At 65.5% G+C, this 21140-nt stretch carries 15 protein-coding genes and 1 pseudogene; 10 read left to right on the top strand and 6 right to left on the bottom strand.

Features of this window, described 5'->3' with window-relative positions; genetic code table 11:
• The first annotated feature begins 88 nt into the window (after window positions 1-88).
• Together BM279_RS03045 and BM279_RS23730 are read left to right on the top strand one after the other, a co-directional pair.
• Window positions 89-1855 (top strand): sigma-54-dependent Fis family transcriptional regulator, encoded by a 1767-nt coding sequence (locus BM279_RS03045; RefSeq protein ID WP_093500797.1) that lies wholly within the window; start codon window positions 89-91, stop codon window positions 1853-1855.
• Between the two features lie 129 nt (window positions 1856-1984).
• Window positions 1985-2452, top strand: a pseudogene (locus tag BM279_RS23730) (REP-associated tyrosine transposase).
• Between the two features lie 148 nt (window positions 2453-2600).
• Here the strand turns inward: BM279_RS23730 and BM279_RS03035 are convergent.
• The 6 genes from BM279_RS03035 to BM279_RS03010 form a co-directional block, all read right to left on the bottom strand.
• On the bottom strand, window positions 2601-5687 hold the full coding sequence (locus tag BM279_RS03035) for an efflux RND transporter permease subunit (protein ID WP_093500795.1): 3087 nt from the start codon (window positions 5685-5687) through the stop codon (window positions 2601-2603).
• Window positions 5684-6748 carry an efflux RND transporter periplasmic adaptor subunit gene (locus BM279_RS03030; protein WP_093500793.1) on the bottom strand — a complete coding sequence of 355 codons (1065 nt, stop codon included), beginning with the start codon at window positions 6746-6748 and terminating at the stop codon, window positions 5684-5686. Before BM279_RS03030 ends, BM279_RS03035 begins: the two co-directional genes overlap by 4 nt.
• Window positions 6745-7860, bottom strand: coding sequence for an efflux RND transporter periplasmic adaptor subunit (locus BM279_RS03025; RefSeq protein ID WP_093500791.1), 1116 nt, complete (start codon window positions 7858-7860; stop codon window positions 6745-6747). The genes BM279_RS03030 and BM279_RS03025 overlap by 4 nt, the downstream gene beginning before the upstream one ends.
• Before the next feature lie 158 nt (window positions 7861-8018).
• Window positions 8019-9425: a cytochrome c gene (locus BM279_RS03020; protein ID WP_093500789.1), complete on the bottom strand. Its 1407-nt coding sequence runs from the start codon at window positions 9423-9425 to the stop codon at window positions 8019-8021.
• Between the two features lie 2 nt (window positions 9426-9427).
• Window positions 9428-11062, bottom strand: a complete 1635-nt coding sequence (locus BM279_RS03015) for a GMC family oxidoreductase (protein ID WP_093500787.1) — start codon at window positions 11060-11062, stop codon at window positions 9428-9430.
• Between the two features lie 23 nt (window positions 11063-11085).
• Window positions 11086-11592, bottom strand: coding sequence for a sorbitol dehydrogenase family protein (locus tag BM279_RS03010; protein WP_093500785.1), 507 nt, complete (start codon window positions 11590-11592; stop codon window positions 11086-11088).
• 174 nt (window positions 11593-11766) lie between these two features.
• On the opposite strand from BM279_RS03010, the gene BM279_RS03005 reads away from it, so the two are divergent.
• The 8 genes from BM279_RS03005 to BM279_RS02970 all read left to right on the top strand — a co-directional run bounded on the left by BM279_RS03005 (window position 11767) and on the right by BM279_RS02970 (window position 21140).
• Window positions 11767-12822 carry a PA0069 family radical SAM protein gene (locus BM279_RS03005; protein ID WP_093500783.1) on the top strand — a complete coding sequence of 352 codons (1056 nt, stop codon included), beginning with the start codon at window positions 11767-11769 and terminating at the stop codon, window positions 12820-12822.
• A 294-nt stretch (window positions 12823-13116) separates the two neighbouring features.
• Window positions 13117-13842 (top strand): carbonic anhydrase, encoded by a 726-nt coding sequence (locus BM279_RS03000; RefSeq protein ID WP_093500781.1) that lies wholly within the window; start codon window positions 13117-13119, stop codon window positions 13840-13842.
• 298 nt (window positions 13843-14140) lie between these two features.
• Window positions 14141-15046, top strand: a complete 906-nt coding sequence (locus BM279_RS02995; RefSeq protein WP_093500779.1) for a helix-turn-helix domain-containing protein — start codon at window positions 14141-14143, stop codon at window positions 15044-15046.
• Window positions 15047-15271: 225 nt separating this feature from the next.
• Complete coding sequence (locus BM279_RS02990) at window positions 15272-16582, top strand: ABC transporter substrate-binding protein (RefSeq protein WP_093500777.1); 1311 nt, start codon at window positions 15272-15274, stop codon at window positions 16580-16582.
• Window positions 16583-16752: 170 nt separating this feature from the next.
• Window positions 16753-17685: a carbohydrate ABC transporter permease gene (locus BM279_RS02985; RefSeq protein ID WP_013793411.1), complete on the top strand. Its 933-nt coding sequence runs from the start codon at window positions 16753-16755 to the stop codon at window positions 17683-17685.
• A 9-nt stretch (window positions 17686-17694) separates the two neighbouring features.
• Entirely contained in the window at window positions 17695-18528 is an 834-nt protein-coding gene (locus tag BM279_RS02980; RefSeq protein ID WP_027904257.1) for a carbohydrate ABC transporter permease, read from the top strand.
• Window positions 18529-18540: 12 nt separating this feature from the next.
• On the top strand, window positions 18541-19647 hold the full coding sequence (locus tag BM279_RS02975) for an ABC transporter ATP-binding protein (RefSeq protein WP_093500775.1): 1107 nt from the start codon (window positions 18541-18543) through the stop codon (window positions 19645-19647).
• A gap of 17 nt (window positions 19648-19664) precedes the next feature.
• Entirely contained in the window at window positions 19665-21140 is a 1476-nt protein-coding gene (locus BM279_RS02970) for a mannitol dehydrogenase family protein (protein ID WP_093500773.1), read from the top strand.

Raw genomic sequence — 21140 nt, 5'->3', positions numbered from 1 at the left:
TTGAAAGGCTCGCTGTTAAGCAAATGAGCAATCCAGAGCCTGCCCGCCACGGATCGAAGTGATGAATTGCGTAAGCGAGGAGTCGTGCGTGATCGATACCCGTCGTATTTCCCTGGATGCGTTGCAGATCACCGAAGTACCGCACTACCGAGGTGCCAGCGATGCGCTGGACTGGCAGAGTGCGCCGACACTGCGTGACCTCACCGAGTGCCTGTTCTTTTCTCCGGGGGACGGACGCATCTGGCTCAACGATCAGCGCATGGTGCTGCTGCATTGCGAGGCATTGGGCGCGCTGCGCCGCGAGCTGATCGACAGCCTGGGCATGGAGCGCGCCCGCGGTTTGTTCACCCGCGTTGGCTACCTCTCCGGCGCCCGGGATGCGCGCCTGGTGCAGCAGCGCTGGGCAGGCGCCGAGCCGGCCTCTATATTCGCCGCCGGCATCCGCCTGCATGGGCTCGAAGGCATGGTCAAGGTCGAGCCGCTGCACTTCGAGTTCGATGTCGACCGCGGCCACTACGACGGCGAATTTCTCTGGCACCACGCCCACGAAGACGACGAGCACATCGCCGCCTACGGCATCGGCAACGACCCGGCCTGCTGGATGGAAATCGGTTATGCCACCGGCTACGTAAGCGGGCTGTTCGGCCGCCTGGTGGTGTTTCGCGAGGTGGAATGCCGCGCCATGGGCCATCAGGTGTGCCGCGTGCTGGGCAAGACCGCCGAGCTGTGGGGCGATGTGGAAGAGGACCTGCGCTATCTCAACGCCTCAGCCGAGGAAGGCGAGGGCGGCGGCCTGGAACGCGCCGCCTACCAACCGTTGCCGGCCAGCGCGGGTGAAACCGACGAAGGCCGCATGATCGGCGCTTCGGCTGCCTTCAACGCCGCCTTCCAGTCGCTGCAGCGGGTGGCGCGCACGCCGGCCACGGTGTTGTTCGGCGGCGAGTCCGGGGTCGGCAAGGAACTGTTCGCCAGCAACCTGCACCGCATGAGCGAGCGCCGTGATGGGCCGTTCGTGGCGCTCAACTGCGCGGCCATCGCTGAAAGCCTGATCGAGGCCGAACTGTTCGGCGTCGAGCGCGGCGCCTTCACCGGCGCCAGCCATTCGAGGCCTGGCCGCTTCGAGCGCGCCCAGGGCGGCACGCTGTTTCTAGACGAAGTCGCCTGCCTGAGTCTGCCGGGCCAGGGCAAGCTGCTGCGCGCCCTGCAGGAGCGCGAGATCGAACGGGTCGGCGGCACTTCGGTGATCAGCGTCGACGTGCGGGTGATCGCCGCCACCAACGTCGACCTGCGTGCGGCGGTGCGCCGTGGCGAGTTTCGCGAGGATTTGTACTATCGCCTCAACGTCTACCCGATCCATATTCCGCCGCTGCGCGAACGGCGCGACGATATTCCGCTGCTGGTGGATTTCTTCATGCGCCGCTACTGCGAGCACTACGGGCGCACGCCGGTTGGCCTGACCATGCGTGGCCTGAAGGCGCTGCTCAACTACAGCTTTCCCGGCAATATCCGCGAGCTGCAGAACCTGATCGAGCGCGGGGTGATCGCCAGTAACGACGGCGCACCCATCGATCTCAACCACCTGTTCCGCGACGAGGAGCTGCCGGCCGAGTTCTATTCGCTGTTGCAGCAGGGGCGCCTGGTACAAGACCAGGAGCAGCCCGGCGAGGTGGATCTGCTGACCCGCCTTGGCTGCCCGGATTTGCCTGATGCCAGCCTGTCGCTGGAGGCCGTTGAAAACCAGCTGCTGGAGCAGGCCCTGCAACGCAGCGCCGGCAACCTGGCTGCAGCGGCGCGGCTACTGGGGTTGAGCCGGGCGCAGTTTGCCTATCGGCTCAAGCGGGCGCGGGGAAGCTGAGAGCGTTCGCGGGCATGGTCCGCTCCTACAGGTCGGAGGGCTCATACACATCCTGTGGGAGCGCGCCATGCGCGCGAAGCGATATCAAGGGCTAGACTGACCTCGCTGAATCAACACGGAGGTCGATTCATGCCGATGCCATCCAAACCCGGTTATCGCGCCCTGTGCCGAGGACGCGCTTCCTGCCCGGGATCGGCCTATCTGATCACCACCATCACCCGTGATCGCCAGCCGATATTCAGCCATTTCCCTGCTGCCTGTGCGGCTGCCCGCTGCTTTGAGACTCCATCGCTTTTGCGCGACAGCCATATGCTGGCCTGGGTGCTGATGCCGGATCATGCCCACTGACTGATTCAGCTGGGCGAGGTGGACAGCCTGGCTGCTTTGGTGAATCGGCTGAAGTCGTCGAGCAGTCGGTTGGTGGGCAGGTGCGCGGGCACCGAGCGGGGGATCTGGGTGGCAGGCTTCCATGAACACGGTCTGCGCGCCGAGGAGGATTTGCTCGGTGTGGCGCGCTATATCGTGGCCAACCCGCTGAGGGCGGGGTTGGTCAGGCGTATTGGTGACTACCCATTTTGGAATGCGGTCTGGCTTTAGGGTTGAGGTGACTGCCTTATTTTTCGCGGGCATGGCCCGCTCCCACGGAATCTGAGCGCCCCGCCAAACCTGTGGGAGCGGGCCATGCCCGCGAAGGGCCTATCGAGCACCATCAATCTCACTGACAGCACGCGATAGGCCATTCACCTCAAGCCGGCGCCTTCTCCCGCTCCTTTTCCGACGGCTCCTCAATCCGATACCACGCCACATACAGCGCCGGCAGGAATAGCAACGTCAGAAGGGTGGCGCTGAAGATGCCGCCGATCATGGCGTAGGCCATCGGGCCCCAGAACACTTCGCGGGCGATGGGGATCATGCCCAGGCTGGCGGCAGCGGCGGTCAGCAGGATCGGGCGGCGGCGATGGTGGGTGGCGTCGATCACCGCTTGCCAGGGCGAGTCGCCAGCGTGTTCGAATTCGTCGATCTGGGTCACCAGAATCACCGAGTTGCGGATGATGATGCCGATCAGCGCCAGTACGCCGAGAATCGCCACGAAACCCAGCGGCGTGCCGGTCGGCACCAGGGCCAGCACCACGCCGATCAGGCCCAGAGGCGCCACGCTGAACACCAAGAAGGTCTTGGCCACGCTGTGCAACTGGATCATCAGGAAGGTGACCATCAGGAACAGCATCAGCGGCAGCACGCTGGCGATCGGACCCTGGGCCTTGCCGCTTTCTTCCACGGTGCCGCCGGTATCGACGCTGTAGCCGTTGGGTAGCCCACCCGCGAATTTCTTGATGTCCGGCGCCAGGTTAGCGACCAGGTCGGTGGGCTGGATGTCGCTGACTACGGCGGCCTTGAGGGTAATGGTCGGCTTGCGGTCGCGACGCCACACCAGCGGTTGCTCCAGCTCGTAGCCGACGGTGGCGAAGGCGCGCAGCGGAACGGCCACGCCATTCGGGTTGACGATCTGCAGGTTCTCCAGGGTTTGCGGCGAGCTGCGTTCGCTGTCTTCGGCGCGGCCGATCACGTCGATCAGGTAGATGTCGTCCTTCACCTGGGTGACCGTATTGCCGCTGACCACGCTGTTAAGCAGGTTGGCGACGTCCTCGGAAGACAGCCCGAACTGGCGCGCCTTGTCCTGGGCGACGTCGATGCGCAGCACCTTACCGGGCTCGTTCCAGTCGTAAACTATCTCGCCGATGTCCGGGTTCTTGTCCAGCAGGGTGGCCAGCTCCAGGGCGTGCTTGCGCACCTGATCGACGTTCGGCCCGCTGATCCGGTACTGGATCGGCCGGCCCACTGGCGGGCCCATCTCCAGAGGCTGCACGAAGGTGCCGATGCCGACGAAGTCCTCGCGCAGGCGCTTGTTGAGCTTGGCCACCAGGCGGTCGCGGGCATCGATGTCCTTGGCGACGATCACCAGCTGGGCATAGAAGGGGTTCTGCAATTGCTGGTCGAGCGGCAGGTAGAAGCGCAGGGCGCCCTGGCCGATGTAGGTGCTCCAGCGGGCGATGTCTTCATCGCCCTCCAGGGTGGCTTCGAGGCGGTCGACCTGGGCGCGGGTCTCGTTGATCGAGGCGTTCTGCGGCAGGTTGAGGTCGACGAGCAGCTCCGGGCGATCCGAGGCAGGGAAGAACTGGCTTTGCACCATCGTCATGCCGGCCAGTGAGGCGGCGAACAGGGCGATGGTCAGGCCGATGGTCCACCAGCGGTGCCGCATGGCCAGCAGCAGGCCGCTGTCGAAGGCTCGGGCAATGCGGCCCGGGCCTTTTTCCTTGGCCTGCAGGCGCTTGGGCAGGATGTGCACGGCGATCACCGGGGCGAACACCACGGCCACCAGCCAGGACAGCAGCAGTGCCACGGCGATCACGGCGAACAGGGTGAAGGTGTACTCGCCCGCCGAGCTGGAGTTGAGGCCGATGGGCACGAAGCCGGCCACCGTGACCAGGGTGCCGGTGAGCATCGGAAAGGCCGTGGAGGTGTAGGCGAAGGTGCCGGCATCGTGCAGCGAGTCGCCTTTCTCCAGGCGGGTGACCATCACTTCGACAGTGATCATCGCATCATCGACCATCAGCCCGAGGGCGATGATCAATGCACCCAGGGAAATACGCTGCATGGTGATGCCGCTGTATTCCATGAACATGAACACCATGGCCAGCACCAGCGGAATCGAGCAGGCGACCACCAGGCCAGCGCGGATGCCGAGGCTGACGAAACTCACCAGCATGACGATCACGACCGCTTCGAACAGCGCACGGGTGAAGCCGCTGACCGCCTCTTCGACCACCTCGGCCTGGTCGGACACCACGTGCACGCCCACCCCTACTGGCAGTTCGGCGGTCATCTCGTCCATGCGTGTATGCAGAGCCTTGCCGAAGGTCTGGATATTGCCGCCGTCGCGCATGGCGATGGCCAGGCCGATGGCCGGTTTGCCGTTGTAGCGGAACAGCGCTTGCGGCGGGTCGACGTAGCCGCGGGTGATTTCCGCGATATCGGTCAGCCGGTAGAAGCGGTCGTCCAGGCGCAGGTTGACGTTGCGCAGGTCGGCTTCCGAGGCGAACTGGCCGCTGGTGCGCACGGAAATCCGCTCCGGCCCGGCTTCGATCACCCCGGACGGCGTGACCGCGTTCTGCGCCTGCAGGCTCTGGATCACCTGGCTCTGGTCGATACCCAGGGAGGCCAGCTTGCGGGTCGAGAAGTTGAGGTAGAACACCTCGTTCTGCTGGCCGACCATCTGCACCTTGCCCAGGTCCGGCACGCTACGGATCTCGGCGCGCACTTTTTCCACGTAATCGCGAAGCTGGCGCATGCTCAAGCCGTCACCGGTGAAGGCGTAGATGGAGCCGAACACGTCGCCGAATTCGTCGTTGAACGACGGGCCCTGCAAGCCTTGGGGAAACTCACCGCGAATGTCGTCGATCTTCTTGCGGACCTGGTACCAGATGTTGTCGATGTCGCCAGCGCTGGTGGTGTCGCGCAAGAACACCATGACGGTCGACTCGCCGGGCCGTGTGTAGCTCTTCACGTAGTCGAGCGAGTCCAGTTCCTCGAGCTTTTTCTCGATGCGGTCGGTGACCTGGTTGAGGGTTTCGTCCACCGTGGCGCCCGGCCAGCGAGTCTGAATGACCATGGTCTTGATGGTGAACGCCGGGTCTTCCTCGCGGCCCAGGTTCATGTAGGAGATCACGCCCATCAGCAGCGACACGAACATCAGGTACCAGACGAACGACTGGTGGCGCAGCGCCCAGTCCGAGAGGTTGAAGCCGTCCTTGCGCGGCGCCTGCTGGGTCATGGTGCGACGCCCTCATCGATGCGGATCTGCTGGCCGTCCCTGAGTTCGCTCAGGCCGGCGCTGACTACCTTGTCGCCGGCCGCAAGGCCTTCGACGCTGATCTGTTCGCCTTCGCGGCCGACCACCTGCACGGTGCGCGGGTGCACGGTGTTGGCCTGGGTGTCGATCACCCATACGCGGCTCTGGCCGTCGACTTCCTGTACGGCGGCGGCCGGCAACAGGCTGCGCGGCTGCTGGGCGCGGGTCATGCTGATCGCCACCGCAGTGCCCAGGCGCAGGCCGGGCGGTGTTTCTTCCAGGGTCAGGCGGGCGCGGCGGGTACGGGTGGCGGCATCGGCGCGCGGCTCCAGTTCGCGCAGCCGGCCGCGGGTGGCGATGCTCGGGTCGAGCTGGGAGGCGACGTTGAACTGCACTTGATCGTCCAGGCCGTCGGCCAGCTCCACGGGCAGGTCGAACACCGCTTCGCGCAAGTCCGGGCGGGCCAGGGTGACCACTTCCTGGCCGGCGCCGACCACCTGGCCAGCCTCCACGTGCCAGGCGGTGACCACTGCATCGAAGTCGCTTTTCAGGGTGCCGTAGTTCAGCCGGTCGCGGGCCTGGCGGGTGGCCGCTGCGGCCTGGTCGCGGTTGCTGCGGGCGTTGCTCAGTTCGGTCTGGGCTTGCTCCAGGTTGGCCTTGGCGCCGACGCCGCGGTCGAACAGTTCCTGTTGGCGCCGGGCATTGGCCTGGGCGTTGATCCACTGCGCTTCGGCGCGTGCCTGGTCGCCTTCGCTGGCGCGCAGAGCGTTCTGCTGGTCGGTGGGGTCGAGGGTGGCCAGCGGCGTGCCGGCCGTCACTTCGGCGCCGGCGTCCACCATGCGATGGGAAACCCGACCGCCGACGCGAAAGCCCAGGGTGCTCTGCACCCGCGCCTCGATGGTGCCGGCAAAGCGGCCAAGCACCTGCTGGTCCTGCTGCTGCACTTCGGTGTAGAGCACCGGGCGGATCGGCTCGGGTTTCTCGTCTTCGGCGCAGCCGGCGAGCAGGGCGGCGAGCAGCACTAACGGGATAGCGCGCTTCATGGCTGCTGCTCCTGCTGTTGCTGCTGATTCTGTGCACGAGCCTCGGCGATTTCCACCTTCTGGCCCGGATGCAGCAGTTGCCCGCCAGCCACCACCACGCGGTCGCCGTCATTCAGGCCGGCGCGGATGATCACCTTGTCGGTCAGGTAGCGGCCGACCTGCACCGGGTGCAACTGCACGGTATCGTCCTCACCCAGGCGCCACACCGCGGGCTCGCTTTCCGCCTTGGTCAGCGCCGACCAGGGCAGCTCGACGCTGCGCACCACCGGGTTGCTGACATGGGCGCTGACCGCCGAGCCCAGGGTCATCGCTGCCTGCACTTCTTCGAGGCTGACCTTGACCTGCACCGTGCCGCTCTGCGCCGACACCTGCGGGTTGACCTCGCGCACCACGCCACGGGCGGTCACCTCGGGGTTGTCGAGCAGGCTGACCTGCACCGCCTGGCCAGGCTCGACCAGCAGCGCTTCAAAAACGTTGAACACCGCATCGCGGGCGCCTTCGCGGGCCAGGCCGAAGATCGGCGTGGCGGCCTGCACCACCTGGCCGACTTCGGCCTGGCGGGCGGTGATCACCCCGTCGCTTTCGGCGCGCAGCTCGGTGTAGCCGGCCTGTTCGCGGGCGTCGGCCAGTTGCGCTTCGGCGGCAGCCAGGCTGTTGCGCGCGCTGCGGTCGCTGGCCACGGCGCTGTCGTATTCACTGCGGCTGGTGTAGCCCTTGGGCAGCAGTTGCTGCTGGCGCCACAGGTTGGCGGCACTGAGCTTGACCTGGGCGCGGGCGGCTTCAGCGGCCGCTTCGGCGGAGCGCACCGCGTTGCGCTGGTCCTGCGGATCGAGGCGCGCCAGCACCTGGTCGGCCTTCACCGTGTCGCCGACATCCACCAGGCGCTCGGTGATCTTGCCGCCGACGCGAAACGACAGGTCGGTCTGCACCCGCGCCTGCACGTCGCCGGTGACGGTGGCATCCGCCGCGTAGTCCACCTGGCTGACGGTCGCCACCTTGACCCGCGGACTCTTCGGCGCGGGCGGCGGCTCGTCGCTACAGCCGGCCAGCAGCGCGAAAGCCAGCAGGGCCACGGCAAGGCGAGGCAACGCAGAGGTCGGTACGGGCGGCATGGAGGCTCCGGCACAGCAGGGACGCGAAGGTGTGTGCAGATGCGACCATGCCAGGCGACGAACGGTTCAGGCAACCGTTTCAGGGCAACGTGCGCCGGGTAGCGTTGCACTACCCGGGCTCAAGCAGCAGCGAGCCGAGGGCCGGCCCGCTGCTGCGGTCAGGCGGCGCGCTGCCGGGCTACGCGACGCCTGCGCGCCAGCAGCCAGACGATCAGCCCGAGGGCGACCAGCGCGCCGGCCAGCATGCCGAGGCGGGCCAGTAGCAGGAGGTTGGAGGCCGGGCCGCCCTGGCGGATGGTCTGCACATCGTCGGCGCTGACCGCCTGCTTGCCGTCGCCGTACTGTCGCACCAGGTAGTTAGCCAGCGCGGCGATCTCGTCGTTGTTCAGGCGATTGAGTGCATTAGGCTGGTCGCCAAATGGCGGCATGAACACGTGGCCCTGGGTGGTCTTGCGGTCGACTCCATAGAGGATAGTCGCCAGCAGGTTGCTGGTGTTCACGCCGGTCAGCGCCGAGTTGCTGAACAGGCTCGGGTAGTAGGCGTCCGTGGTGCCCTGGCCGTTGTAGCCGTGGCAGGAGGCGCAGCTGCCGGAGTAGATGCGCGCGCCCTTGGCGTCCTCGGCGTTTTCCACACCGCGCAAATCACTCAAGTGGTTGCCGGCCTGGCCCTGGTTGAAGCGTGACTGCTCGCCGCTGAAACCGTCGGCACTCGCTACGGCCGGCACGCTCATCACGTACTCGGCGATGGCGCGCAGGTCGTCGTCACGCAGGTGCTGGAAGCTGTGGCTGATCGCCTCGGCCATACTGCCGGCGGCCTGCGCCTTGCCTTCCAGGTGGCCGGTCTTGAGGTACTGCACCAGCTCATCGGCCGTCCAGCTGCCAATACCGCTGTTGCGGTGCGGCGTGATGTTCGGCGCGTACCAGGGGCCGACTTGGGCGCCGGCGAGGAACCTGTCGTTCTGCTCCTGCATCAGCAGGCCGCGCGGCGTGTGGCAGGTGCCGCAGTGCGCCGCGCCTTCGACCAGGTAGCGGCCGCGGTTCCAGGCGGCCGAGTGCTCGGCGTCATCGCTGAGCGGCTGGTCGTCGTGAAACAGCAGGTTCCATGCCTTCATGGACAGGCGGATGTTCATCGGGAACGGCAGGCTGGTTTCGGCCACCGGCTCGTCGACCGGCGCCACGCCCTGCATGAAGTAGGCGTACAGGGCGTGCACGTCGTCATCGCTGAGCTTGGCGTAGGCGGTGTAGGGCATCGCCGGGTAGAGGTTGGCGCCGTCAGCGCGCACGCCCTTGCGCAGGGCGTCGGCGAACTGCTGTTCGATGTAGTAGCCGATGCCGAACTGCTTGGACGGGGTGATGTTGGTGGCGACGATTTCGCCAACCGGCGAGGCCATCACCAGCCCGCCGGCCATCGGCTTGCCGCCATGGGCGGTGTGGCAGGCCACGCAGTCCGACGCGGTGGCGGTGTACTCGCCACGCTTGACCAGCTCCTCGGGGAAGCTCTGCGCGGCGGCCAGGCCCGGTAGTACGATGAAAGCGGCGGCGAGCAGGGTGTTGAGGCGGTTCATGCTCAGGCCCCCTTCAGCTGGCTGACGATGGCGTCAGCGGCGCGCAGGCCCAGCGCCACCATGGTGATGGTGCTGTTGCCGCAGGCGGTGCTCGGCATGGCGCCGCCGCCGGGTAGGAACAGGTTGTCGTGGTCGTGGGCGCGGCAGTGGGAATCGACCACCGAGTCGCGCGGGTCCAGGCCCATGATGGTCCCGCCCATGATGTGCTTGCTCTGGGCGAACTTGGGCGCGACCTTCACGTCGGTGGCGCCCATGGCTTCGGCGATGCGCAGGGCGATGGGCCGCGAGTAGCGCTCGAAGGATTTGCGCACGTAGTCGCCGACGTCGTAGTGAATCGCCGGCTTGGGCAGGCCCAGCCAGTCCTTCTTGTTCGACAGGGTCAGGCGGTTGTTGGCGTCCGGCAGCATCTCGTGGGCGATCACCACGTTGGCGGTGCAGGCGGTCAGGCGGCGGATTTCTTCGTCGAGCGCCTTGCCGACCAGGCCCTTGCCAAGAGCTTCGAAGGTGACGAAGCGGTTGCGCGCAAAGTTGTTGAAGCGGAAGTAGGCACCGGCGTGCTCGCTGCGGAAGTCGCCTTGGGAGGTCTGCATGATGCCGCTGTTGACCACCGGGCCGACGCCGGACCAGTACGGCTCGGCCAGGGTCAGGTTCAGGCTGATCTGCGGGTGGTCCATCATGTTGCGGCCCACCTGGTCGGAGCTGTTGGCCACGCCGTTGGGGTTGCGCTCATCGGCCGACATCAGCAGCAGCTTGGCGGTTTCCAGGCCATTGCAGGCCAGCACGAACAGCTTGCCGCCGAGGCGATGACGCTGCTTTTCCTTGTCCAGATAATGCACGGCCTGGATGCGGTTACCTTCGCCAGTCTCGACCTGGTAGACCACCGCATCGGTGGTGATCACCGCGCCCTTGGCTTCCAGGCGACCGAGGGCCGTGGCGGCGTCGTACTTGGCGCCCACCGGGCACACCGGTACGCAGTTGTTGTTGGCGCAGCAGGCCGGGCGGTCGTCGTAGGGCATGCCGCTGTTGCGCGCCTGGGCCACCGGCACGTTGCGGTAGCCCAGAGTCTGCACCACTTCGGTGAAGCGCTGCTCGCCGGGGCTGAACGGCAGCGGCGGCATCGGGTATGGCTTGGAGCGCGGCAGCGGCGGCCACTGATCCTCGGGCTTGGACGGGCCGCAGATGCCCAGCTTGTATTCGGTGCGTGTGTAGTAGGGCTCCAGCTCCTGGTAGTCGAAGGCCCAGTCGCGGCCCACGCCGTACAGGGTGTGCAGGCGCATGTCCTCGGGCGTCAGGCGCCAGCTGGTGCCGGCCCAGTGCCAGGTCGAGCCGCCGGCGTAACGGATGAAGGTCTGCGCGTAGGCGTCGGGGCCGCTGAGCTGCAGGTAGGTGTCGTCCGGCTTCTCGAACGAGGGCATCGGGTGCGGCGCCCAGGGGCGCGGCGGGTAGCAGGCCGTGGAGTCGCCCTTGAGGCCCAGGGGCAGGTTGCGAAAGTTCTCGACGATTTCGGCGCGGGTGACTCGCGGGCCGGCTTCGAGGAGCAGCACGCTAAGGCCGGCGTCGAGCAGTTGTTCGGCGATGGTCACACCGACCACGCCGGTGCCGACGATCACGACGTCGGCGCTGTTCAGGCTTTTCATTTTTCTGGAATTCTTCGAGGGGATCAGAAACGGGGCAGCGGGCTCAGGGCGACGGTGACCTGGCTCCAGCCATTGGGCGCGCTCAGCCCGTAGGACGGGATGGCAACCACATCGGCGGTGGTCTTGAAGGTCAGTGCTTCTTCATAGGTGAACAGCTGGGCGTCCGCCGCGGGCGAGGACACGCCGCTGTACCAGGCGAAGATCACCCAGTACGCCAGCTCGCGCAGTTCGCCTTCGGGAACATCGGCGAAGAAATCTTCCACGGTGCGGGCCTGGCGCTGCTCGGCGATGGCGATGATGCGGTTCATCATGTCGGTCAGCTGCGGGTACTTTTGCTGCGCGGCGTCGGCGATGCGCATGCCGACCGCGGCGCTGAGCTGGTGGTTGATCAGCAGCGTGGAGAGGCGCATGAAGCGCGTATAAGGCGCGGGGCTCTCGGCCGACAGGGCCCAGGCGGGCAAGCCGGCGAACGCCGCACAGCCGCCCGAGACCAGCAGCGTACCCAGCAATTGGCGACGCGAAAGGTTCATTGATGAGTCTTCTGATAGTTAGCAAAACAACTATTTTAACGTCATGTAACCAGATGTGTGCGACTTTTCCGCGCACCGTTCAGGTCGAGGTGCCGGCGGCCATTGATCGGGCGTGCTAGGAAAACTTTCCGTGCTCAATTACTGTATGTAAATACAGTATTCGTGAGATCTCCCATGTCTGATTTCGTCCGCGGGCGCGGCACCGCCAGCAAGCCGCACAATCGCTTCGCGCCCACCACCAGCGAGGCCGAGGACGACGGCTGGTATCAGGAACAGACGCCGCTGACCTTCGTCACCGAAGTCCGTCATGAAAAGGCTAAGACGGTGATCAGCCGCAACAGCTCGCCGGACGTGGGCTTCGACCGTTCGGTGAATCCCTATCGCGGCTGCGAGCACGGCTGCATCTACTGTTTCGCCCGGCCCAGCCATGCCTATTGGGACCTGTCGCCGGGCATCGATTTCGAGACCAAGCTGATCGCCAAGACCAACTTGGCCGAGCGCCTCGAAGAGCAGTTGAGCAAGCCGGGCTACGTACCGGCGCCCATTGCCTTGGGCATCAATACCGACGGCTACCAGCCCATCGAGCGCGAACACCAGCTGACACGCCAGGCTCTAGAGATCCTGCTGCGCTATCGCCACCCGGTGAGCATCATCACCAAGAGCGCGCTGATCCTGCGCGACCTGGATCTGCTCGAAGAGCTGGCCAGCCGTAATCTGGTCAGCGTGGCGTTTAGCGTCACCACCCTGGACGACGAGCTCAAGCGCATCATGGAGCCGCGCACCGCAGCGCCCAAGGCGCGTCTGCGGGCGATGAAGGCCCTGCACGAGCATGGCGTGCCGGTCGGCCTGATGGCTGCGCCGATGATCCCGATGATCAACGACATGGAGCTCGAGCGCCTGCTCGAAGCGGGCCGTGAAGCCGGCGCCAGTTCGGCCGGCTACGTGTTGCTGCGCTTGCCCCTGGAGATCGCCGATTTGTTCGAGCAATGGCTGCAGACCCATTTCCCCGACCGCGCCGAACACGTGATGAGCCTGATCCGCCAATCCCGCGGCGGGCAGAACTACGACAGCCGTTTCGGCGCGCGAATGAAGGGGGAGGGGCACTTCGCCGAGCTGCTGGCCCAGCGCTTTCGCCTGGCGCGCCGCCGTTATGGGTACGATGGCAGCAAGCGCGGCGTACTGGATTGCTCGCAGTTCGCGCCGCCAGGGCAGCAGATGGGCTTGTTCTGAGCGAGCCGGTTTCCGGGTGTCGCTGCGCTCGACCCGGGCTACGGGCTCTGTAGCCTGGCGTTGAGCGTAGCGATACCCAGGTTGGCTATTGGCCGTGTCATGGATGATTAGCTCGGCGCACGACCCAGCGAAAATACGGTCGATATATCCGGCCGCTCGACGATTTATCGCGCCGACGTGTCCTGAAGGGATTTGCCACAGTCAAATGCCCCAATCCCTTGCCGGTGATCCTGCCGGCTGGGAAGCTGTGCGCTGTCGCACGCGCCGTCCCCCATCCGTAAGCGAGGTAATGCTATGCCTGGTAATCGTCGTCCTGCTGATAGCAAATCCGAAAAGAACGCCGCATCGGCCGCCGAGGCGCTGGATCATCTGGTCGATGGCTTCCTGCGTTTTCGTCAGGATGTATTCCCGCAGCAGCAGGCGCTGTTCAAGAAGCTGGCCCATGCCCAGTCGCCGCGCGCCATGTTCATCACCTGCGCCGACTCGCGCATCGTTCCCGAGCTGATCACCCAGAGCGAACCGGGCGACCTGTTCGTGACCCGCAACGTCGGCAACGTGGTGCCACCCTATGGCCAGATGAACGGCGGCGTGTCCACCGCCATCGAATACGCGGTCGCCGCCCTGGGCGTGCAGCACATCATCGTCTGCGGCCACTCCGACTGCGGCGCGATGAAAGCTGTACTCGATCCGGCAACCCTGGAGCGCATGCCCACGGTAAAGGCCTGGCTGCGCCACGCTGAAGTCGCCAAGACTGTGGTGGCCGACAACTGCGGCTGCGCTGACCACACCACCCTGGGCGTGCTCACCGAGGAAAACGTGGTGGCCCAGCTCGACCACCTGCGCACCCATCCCTCGGTGGCCTCGCGCCTGGCGGCCGGCCAGTTGTTCATCCATGGCTGGGTGTACGACATCGAAAGCAGCGAGATCAAAGCCTACGATGCCGAAACCGGCGAGTTCCGCCAGATCGGCGACGGCCCACTGCCGATGGCCACGCCGCGCGCGCGTTATCCACAGGGCTGAGGGCTCGTAGGATAGTGCGAGCCGCGTAGGTGACGCGTCGTCCACCTTACGCCTGTGGGAGCGGGCCATGCCCGCGATTCGCGCGCATGGCGCGCTCCCACAGAATGTAGATCCGTAGGATGGGTGAAACCCATCACCGCATTGATGGGTTTTACCTACGCGGCCCGACCCATCCTACAATCCGAGTCGAACAAGCGAACCCGACGGGTTGTGCTAGGGTCTTTAGTCGGTCGGTGGGTTGCGCGACGAGCGCGGCCCCCGGCAATCACCGACAAGAACAAGACGATGCCGGCCCGCCATGTCCCGATCGCAGAGAACGCTCGACCCGTCCTATGAGCTGATGGATGACCACGAAGGTCATTCGCTGATCTATCGCCAGCACGGCTTTCCCAGCCCGCTGGTGCGCTGGCATTTCCACAAGGAATACGAGCTGCACCTGATCGTCGCCAGCGCCGGCAAGGTTTTTATCGGCGACTACATCGGCAATTTCTCTCCCGACACCCTGTTTCTCACCGGCCCCAACCTGCCGCACAACTGGATCAGCCAGATGGCGCCGGGCGAAGCGGTGGCCGAGCGCGACATGCTGGTCAACTTCACCGACGAGGTGCTGGAAAGCGGCACCGCGGTGTTCGCCGAGCTCAAGGACCTGCAGCCGCTGTTGGCCCGCGCCCAGTACGGTATCGAGTTCCGTTGCCCGCACACCATCGGCGAGGCGCGCCAGTTGCTGCAGCGCATCGCCGATTCCCAGGGTATGACCCGGTTGGGTAACTTCTTCATTCTCATGGAGCTGCTCGCCGCCTGCGACGATTACCAGTTGCTGTCCGATCGCACCGCTGCGCAGCTGGCCGACGAACACCATGTCGACCGCATCAACCGCGCCGTCGACTACATCTTCCAGCGCTATGCCCAGGAGTTGAGCCAGGAGGAAGTGGCCGAGTACCTCGGGATGACGCCCACCTACTTCTCGCGCTTCTTCAAGCAGGCCACCGGGCGCGGCTTCGTCGAGTTCGTCAATCGCCTGCGGGTGAGCAAGTCCTGCGAGCTGCTGACCCAGAGCGACAAGCCGGTGACCGAGGTGTGTTTCGAGTCCGGCTTCAACAATATTTCCAACTTCAACCGACGCTTCCAGCAGCTCAAGGGCATGACACCCAGCGGCTACCGACGGTTGGTCACCCAGCGCTTTACTGCGCAAAACCTGTACTGAATCCTTCACGCCTATCTACGGCAAAACAGCCAGAAGCAGCGTTTTTGAGGCTGAGCCTGGCTTTTTCTGCTGGCCAGCTTGCTCCACTCTCAGTGCAAAAAAGTATCGGTCAAAGTGCAGTCGAGGCGTTGTTCGCGTTCGGCGCTAGGGGTGTAATCCGGGTCGGCCCACAAAAACAATAACGTCTCCCGAGGCTCACCGGGCCAGGGAGAGGAGTTCAAGACCATGAACCATACGCTCAAAGTATTCGTAGCCGCTTCATGCCTTTCCCTGACCGTCGGCGCCCAGGCTGCCGAGACCGTGACCATCGCCACGGTCAACAACAGCGACATGATTCGCATGCAGCGCCTGGCCAAGACCTTCGAAGAACAGCACCCGGACATCAAGCTCAAGTGGGTGGTACTCGAAGAGAACGTGCTGCGCCAGCGCCTGACCACTGACATCGCCACCCAGGGCGGCCAGTTCGACGTGCTGACCATCGGCATGTACGAAGCGGCGCTGTGGGGCGAGAAGGGCTGGCTGGAGCCGATGAAGGATCTGCCTGCCGATTACGCCCTCGACGATGTGTTCCCCTCCGTGCGCGAAGGCCTGTCGGCCAACGGCCAGCTCTACGCACTGCCGTTCTACGCCGAAGCCTCGATCACCTATTACCGCACCGACCTGTTCGAACAGGCCGGGCTGAAGATGCCCGAGCAGCCGACCTGGGAGCAGATGGCCGAGTTCGCCGGCAAGCTGCACCAGCCGGACAAGGGCCAGTACGGCATCTGCCTGCGTGGCAAGGCCGGCTGGGGCGAGAACATGGCGCTGATCACCACCGTGGCCAACGCCTACGGTGCGCGCTGGTTCGATGAACAGTGGAAGCCGGAATTCACCGGCAGCGAGTGGAAGAACGCGCTGAACTTCTACGTCGACACCATGAAGAAATACGGCCCGCCGGGCGCCTCGAGCAACGGCTTCAACGAGAACCTGGCGCTGTTCAACAGCGGCAAGTGCGCCATGTGGGTCGATGCCAGCGTGGCCGGCTCGTTCGTTACCGACAAGTCGCAGAGCAAGGTTGCCGACTCGGTGGGCTTCACCTTCGCGCCGACCCAGGTCACCGACAAGGGCGCCTCGTGGCTGTACTCCTGGGCGCTGGCGATCCCCACCAGTTCCAAGTCCAAGGATGCCGCCAAGACCTTCAGCGCCTGGGCTACCTCCAAGGCCTACGCCGAGCTGGTCGCCGAGAAGGATGGCGTCGCCAACGTGCCGCCAGGCACCCGCGCCTCGACCTACAGCGATGCCTACATGAAGGCCGCGCCGTTCGCCAAGGTGACCCTAGATTCGCTGAAGAAGGCCAACCCGGCCGACCCGAGCGCCAAGCCGGTGCCGTACGTGGGCATCCAGCTGGTGACCATTCCCGAGTTCCAGGCCATTGGAACCGCCGTCGGCAAGCTGTTCGCCGCCGCCCTGACCGGGCAGATGCAGCCCGAGCAGGCGCTGCAGGCCGCGCAGCAGAGCACCGAGCGGGAAATGAAACGCGCCGGGTATCCGAAGTAACGGCACCGTGATCGTTCCCACGTCGAGGCGTCGAAACGTCGGCGTGGGAACGTATGTCGGGACGCTCCGCGTCCGCTGACCCGGTGTTACGCGGCGCGGAGCGCCAAAGGCGGCGTTCCCACGCGGAGCGTGGGAACGATCAATACCTAACCGCTCATTGCGGAGCCCCCATGGATAACACAACCCTCGACTCCCGCTCGCCAGCGGCTGGCGAAGCCGTCGCCACGCGGCGCAAGCGCCTGGCGCCCGGCTGGTTCCTGGTCAGCCCTTCGGTGGTTCTGCTGCTGATCTGGATGATCGTGCCCCTGGGCATGACCATCTACTTCTCGCTGATCCGCTACAACCTGCTGTACCCCGGCGAGAACGATTTCGTCGGCCTGGAAAACTTCGAATACTTCGTCACCGATGCTGCCTTCCTGTCCGGCGCCGGCAACACCCTGCTGCTGGTCGGCAGCGTGCTGTTGATCAGCGTGGTGTTCGGCGTGCTGATCTCCGCGCTGTTGGAAGCCAGCGAGTTCTTTGGTCGCGGCATCGTGCGGGTGCTGCTGATCTCGCCGTTCTTCATCATGCCGACGGTCAGCGCGCTGCTGTGGAAGAACCTGATCTTCCATCCGGTATCGGGGATTCTCGCCGCCGTATGGCAGTTCTTCGGCGCCCAGCCGGTGGACTGGCTGGCGCACCATCCGCTGTTCTCGATCATTCTCATCGTGTCGTGGCAGTGGTTGCCGTTCGCCATCCTCATCCTGATGACCGCCATGCAGTCGCTGGATCAGGAGCAGAAGGAGGCCGCGCGCCTCGACGGTGCCGGCCCGCTGGCCATCTTCTGGCACCTGACCCTGCCGCACCTGGCACGGCCGATCGCCGTGGTGGTGATGATCGAAACCATCTTCCTGCTCTCGGTGTTCGCCGAGATCTACACCACCACCAGCGGCGGGCCGGGTTACGAATCGACCAACCTGGCCTACCTGATCTACACCCAGGCGCTGCTGCAGTTCGACGTGGGCATGGCCTCCGCCGGCGGGCTGATCGCCGTGGTCATCGCCAACATCGCCGCCATCGTGCTGATCCGCATGATCGGCAAGAACCTGACCGACCGGCAGTAGGAGCAGAGCATGCTGACGCTAAAACAATCCCGTCGCCTGCAGAGCGTGCTGGTCGGTACGCTGGCCTGGGCCGTGGCCGCGCTGATCTTCTTCCCGATCTTCTGGATGGTGCTGACCAGCCTGAAGACCGAGCTGGATGCCTTCGCCACGCCACCGCAGTTCATCTTCACCCCGACCCTGGAGAACTACCTGCACATCAACGAGCGCAGCGACTACTTCGCCTACGCCTGGAATTCGGTGCTGATCTCCTTCGCCGCGACTCTGCTGTGCATGCTCATCGCGGTGCCGGCGGCCTACTCGATGGCGTTCTTCGAGACCAAACGCACCAAGGGCACGCTGCTGTGGATGCTGTCGACCAAGATGCTGCCGCCGGTGGGCGTGCTGGTGCCGATCTACCTGCTGGCCAAGCAGTTCGGCCTGCTCGATTCGCGCATCGCGCTCATCGTCATCTACACCCTGATCAACCTGCCGATCGTGGTGTGGATGGTGTACACCTACTTCAAGGACATTCCCGGCGAGATCCTCGAAGCGGCGCGGCTCGATGGTGCCACCACCTGGCAGGAGATCGCTCGCGTGCTGCTACCCATCGCCCGCGGCGGCCTGGCCTCGACCATGCTGCTGTCGCTGATCCTGTGCTGGAACGAGGCGTTCTGGTCGCTCAACCTGACCAGCTCCGCCGCCGCGCCGCTGACCGCGCTGGTGGCCTCCTATTCCAGCCCCGAAGGCCTGTTCTGGGCCAAGCTTTCCGCCGTTTCGACCCTCGCCTGCGCGCCCATCCTGATCTTCGGCTGGATCAGCCAGAAGCAGCTAGTGCGTGGTCTGTCGTTCGGCGCCGTCAAATAAGAGGTTTACGTCATGGCTGATTTGAAAATCCGCAACCTGAAAAAAGGCTTCGACGGCACGGCGATCATCAAGGGCATCGACCTGGATATCGAGAACCGTGAGTTCGTGGTGTTCGTCGGCCCGTCCGGCTGCGGCAAGTCCACGCTGCTGCGCCTGATCGCCGGGCTGGAGGAAGTCTCCAGCGGCACCATCACCCTCGATGGCACCGACATCACCGACACCGCGCCGGCCAAGCGCGACCTGGCGATGGTGTTCCAGACCTACGCCCTGTACCCGCACATGACGGTGCGCAAGAACCTGTCCTTCGCCCTCGACCTGGCCCGGGTCGGCAAGCAGGAGGTCGAGGAGAAGGTCGCCAACGCCGCGCGCATCCTCGAGTTGGGCGCGCTGCTCGATCGCAAACCCAAGCAGCTCTCCGGCGGCCAGCGCCAGCGTGTGGCCATCGGCCGCGCCATCGTGCGCAACCCGAAGATCTTTCTGTTCGACGAGCCGCTGTCCAACCTCGATGCCGCCCTGCGCGTGCAGACCCGCCTGGAGCTGGCGCGCCTGCACAAGGAGCTCAAGGCAACGATGATCTACGTGACCCACGACCAGGTCGAGGCCATGACCCTGGCCGACAAGGTGGTGGTGCTCAACGGCGGCCGCGTCGAGCAGGTCGGCTCGCCGCTGGAGCTCTACAACCACCCGGTGAACCTGTTCGTCGCCGGCTTTCTCGGCACGCCGAAGATGGGTTTCCTGCGTGGCCAGGTGGAAGGCGTCGACGGCGGCCGCTGCCAGTTGCGCCTGAGCTGCGGCGCCGCGCTGGACCTGCCGCTGGCTGCCACCGGCCTGCGCAACGGTGACCAGATCACCCTCGGCATCCGCCCCGAGCACCTCAACGTGGTGCCGGCCGGGCAGGGCCGCCTGCAGGCCACCGCCGACGTCAGCGAACGCCTGGGCAGCGACACCTTCTGCCACGTGCGCGTCGGCGAGGAAGACCTCACCGTGCGGGTGCGCGGCGACTTCTCGCCGGCTTACGGCGAAGCCCTGGCGCTGGATTTCGACCCGGCCCACTGCCACGTCTTCAACGCCGATGGCCTGGCCATCGACAAACGCATCCAGGCCGGCCAGGCCGCCTGACGCGCAGGAATCGCCCCATGAAACTCAATCGCAAGAACCTCTCCGCACTGGCCCCCGAAATCGACGTGCCAGCCTACGACCCGGCCGACGTGCGCCAGGGCATCGCCCATATCGGCGTCGGCGGCTTCCACCGCGCCCACCAGGCGATCTACACCGAAGCCCTGCTCAACCGCGGCGAAGCCCGCGAGTGGGGCATCTGCGGCGTCGGCCTGCGTCGCGAAGACCGCGCCATGCAGCAGGCCCTGGCCGAGCAGGATCACCTCTACACGATGTTCGTGCTGGGCGACGAGCCGGGCCTCGAAGTACGCGTGGTCGGTGCCATCAACGGCATGCTGCTGGCCGAGGACTCGCCCGCCGCGTTGATCGACAAGCTGGCCGACCCGGCGATTCGCATCGTCTCGTTGACCATCACCGAAGGCGGCTACTGCATAGACGACAGCACCGGTGAGTTCATGGCCCACCTGCCGGACATCCAGCACGACCTGGCGCACCCGGAGGCGCCGCGCAGCGTGTTCGGCTTCCTCTGCGCGGCCCTGGCCAAACGCCGCGCCGCCGGCACCCCGGCGTTCACCCTGATGTCCTGCGATAACCTGCCGCACAACGGCGCGGTGACCCGCAAGGCGCTGCTGGCCTTCGCCCATCTGGCCGATCATGAGCTGGCCGGCTGGATCGACAGCCACGTGAGCTTTCCCAATGCCATGGTCGACCGCATCACGCCAATGACCAGCGATGCTCACCGCGCCCAGCTGGCCGAGCGCCATTGTGTCGCCGACGCCTGGCCGGTGGTCTGCGAGCCGTTCCTGCAGTGGGTGCTGGAAGACAAGTTCGTCAATGGCCGGCCGGCCTGGGAAAAGGTCGGCGTGCAGTTCACCGACGACGTCACGCCCTACGAGGAAATGAAGATCAAGCTGCTCAACGGCAGCCACCTGGCGCTGACCTACCTGGGCTTTCTCAAGGGCTACCGCTACGTTCACGAAACCATGAACGACCCCTTGTTCCGCCGTTACGTGCGCACCTTCATGGACCTGGACGTGACCCCGCAGCTGGCGCCAGTACCGGGCATCGACCTGGACGACTACAAGGACACCCTGATCGAGCGCTTCTCCAACCAGGCCATCGCCGATCAGCTCGAGCGCGTCTGCTCGGACGGCTCGTCGAAGTTTCCCAAGTTCATCGTGCCGACCATCAACCGGCTGATCGAAGATGGCCGGCCGCTGGAGCGCGCGGCCCTGGTGGTCGCGGCCTGGGCGCTGTATCTCAAGGGCGTCGACGAAACCGGCACCACCTACCGCATCCCCGACCCGCGCGCTGAGTTCTGCCAGGCGCTGGTGGCCGACGATGACCGGGTGCGCGAGCGGGTGCTGGGCGTCGAGGTGATCTTCGGCACCGCCATTCCGCAGTCCGCGGCCTTCGTCACCGCCTTCGAACTGTGCTACGACAGCCTGCGCAAGCTGGGCGTGACGCGCACCCTGCAGACCTTGCTGGGTGACTGA

The organism is Phytopseudomonas straminea (genome assembly GCF_900112645.1).
Classification (GTDB): Bacteria; Pseudomonadota; Gammaproteobacteria; order Pseudomonadales; family Pseudomonadaceae; genus Aquipseudomonas; species Aquipseudomonas straminea.
Note: the sequence above shows the minus strand (reverse complement) of the source record. Positions and strands in the feature narration are given on the sequence as shown.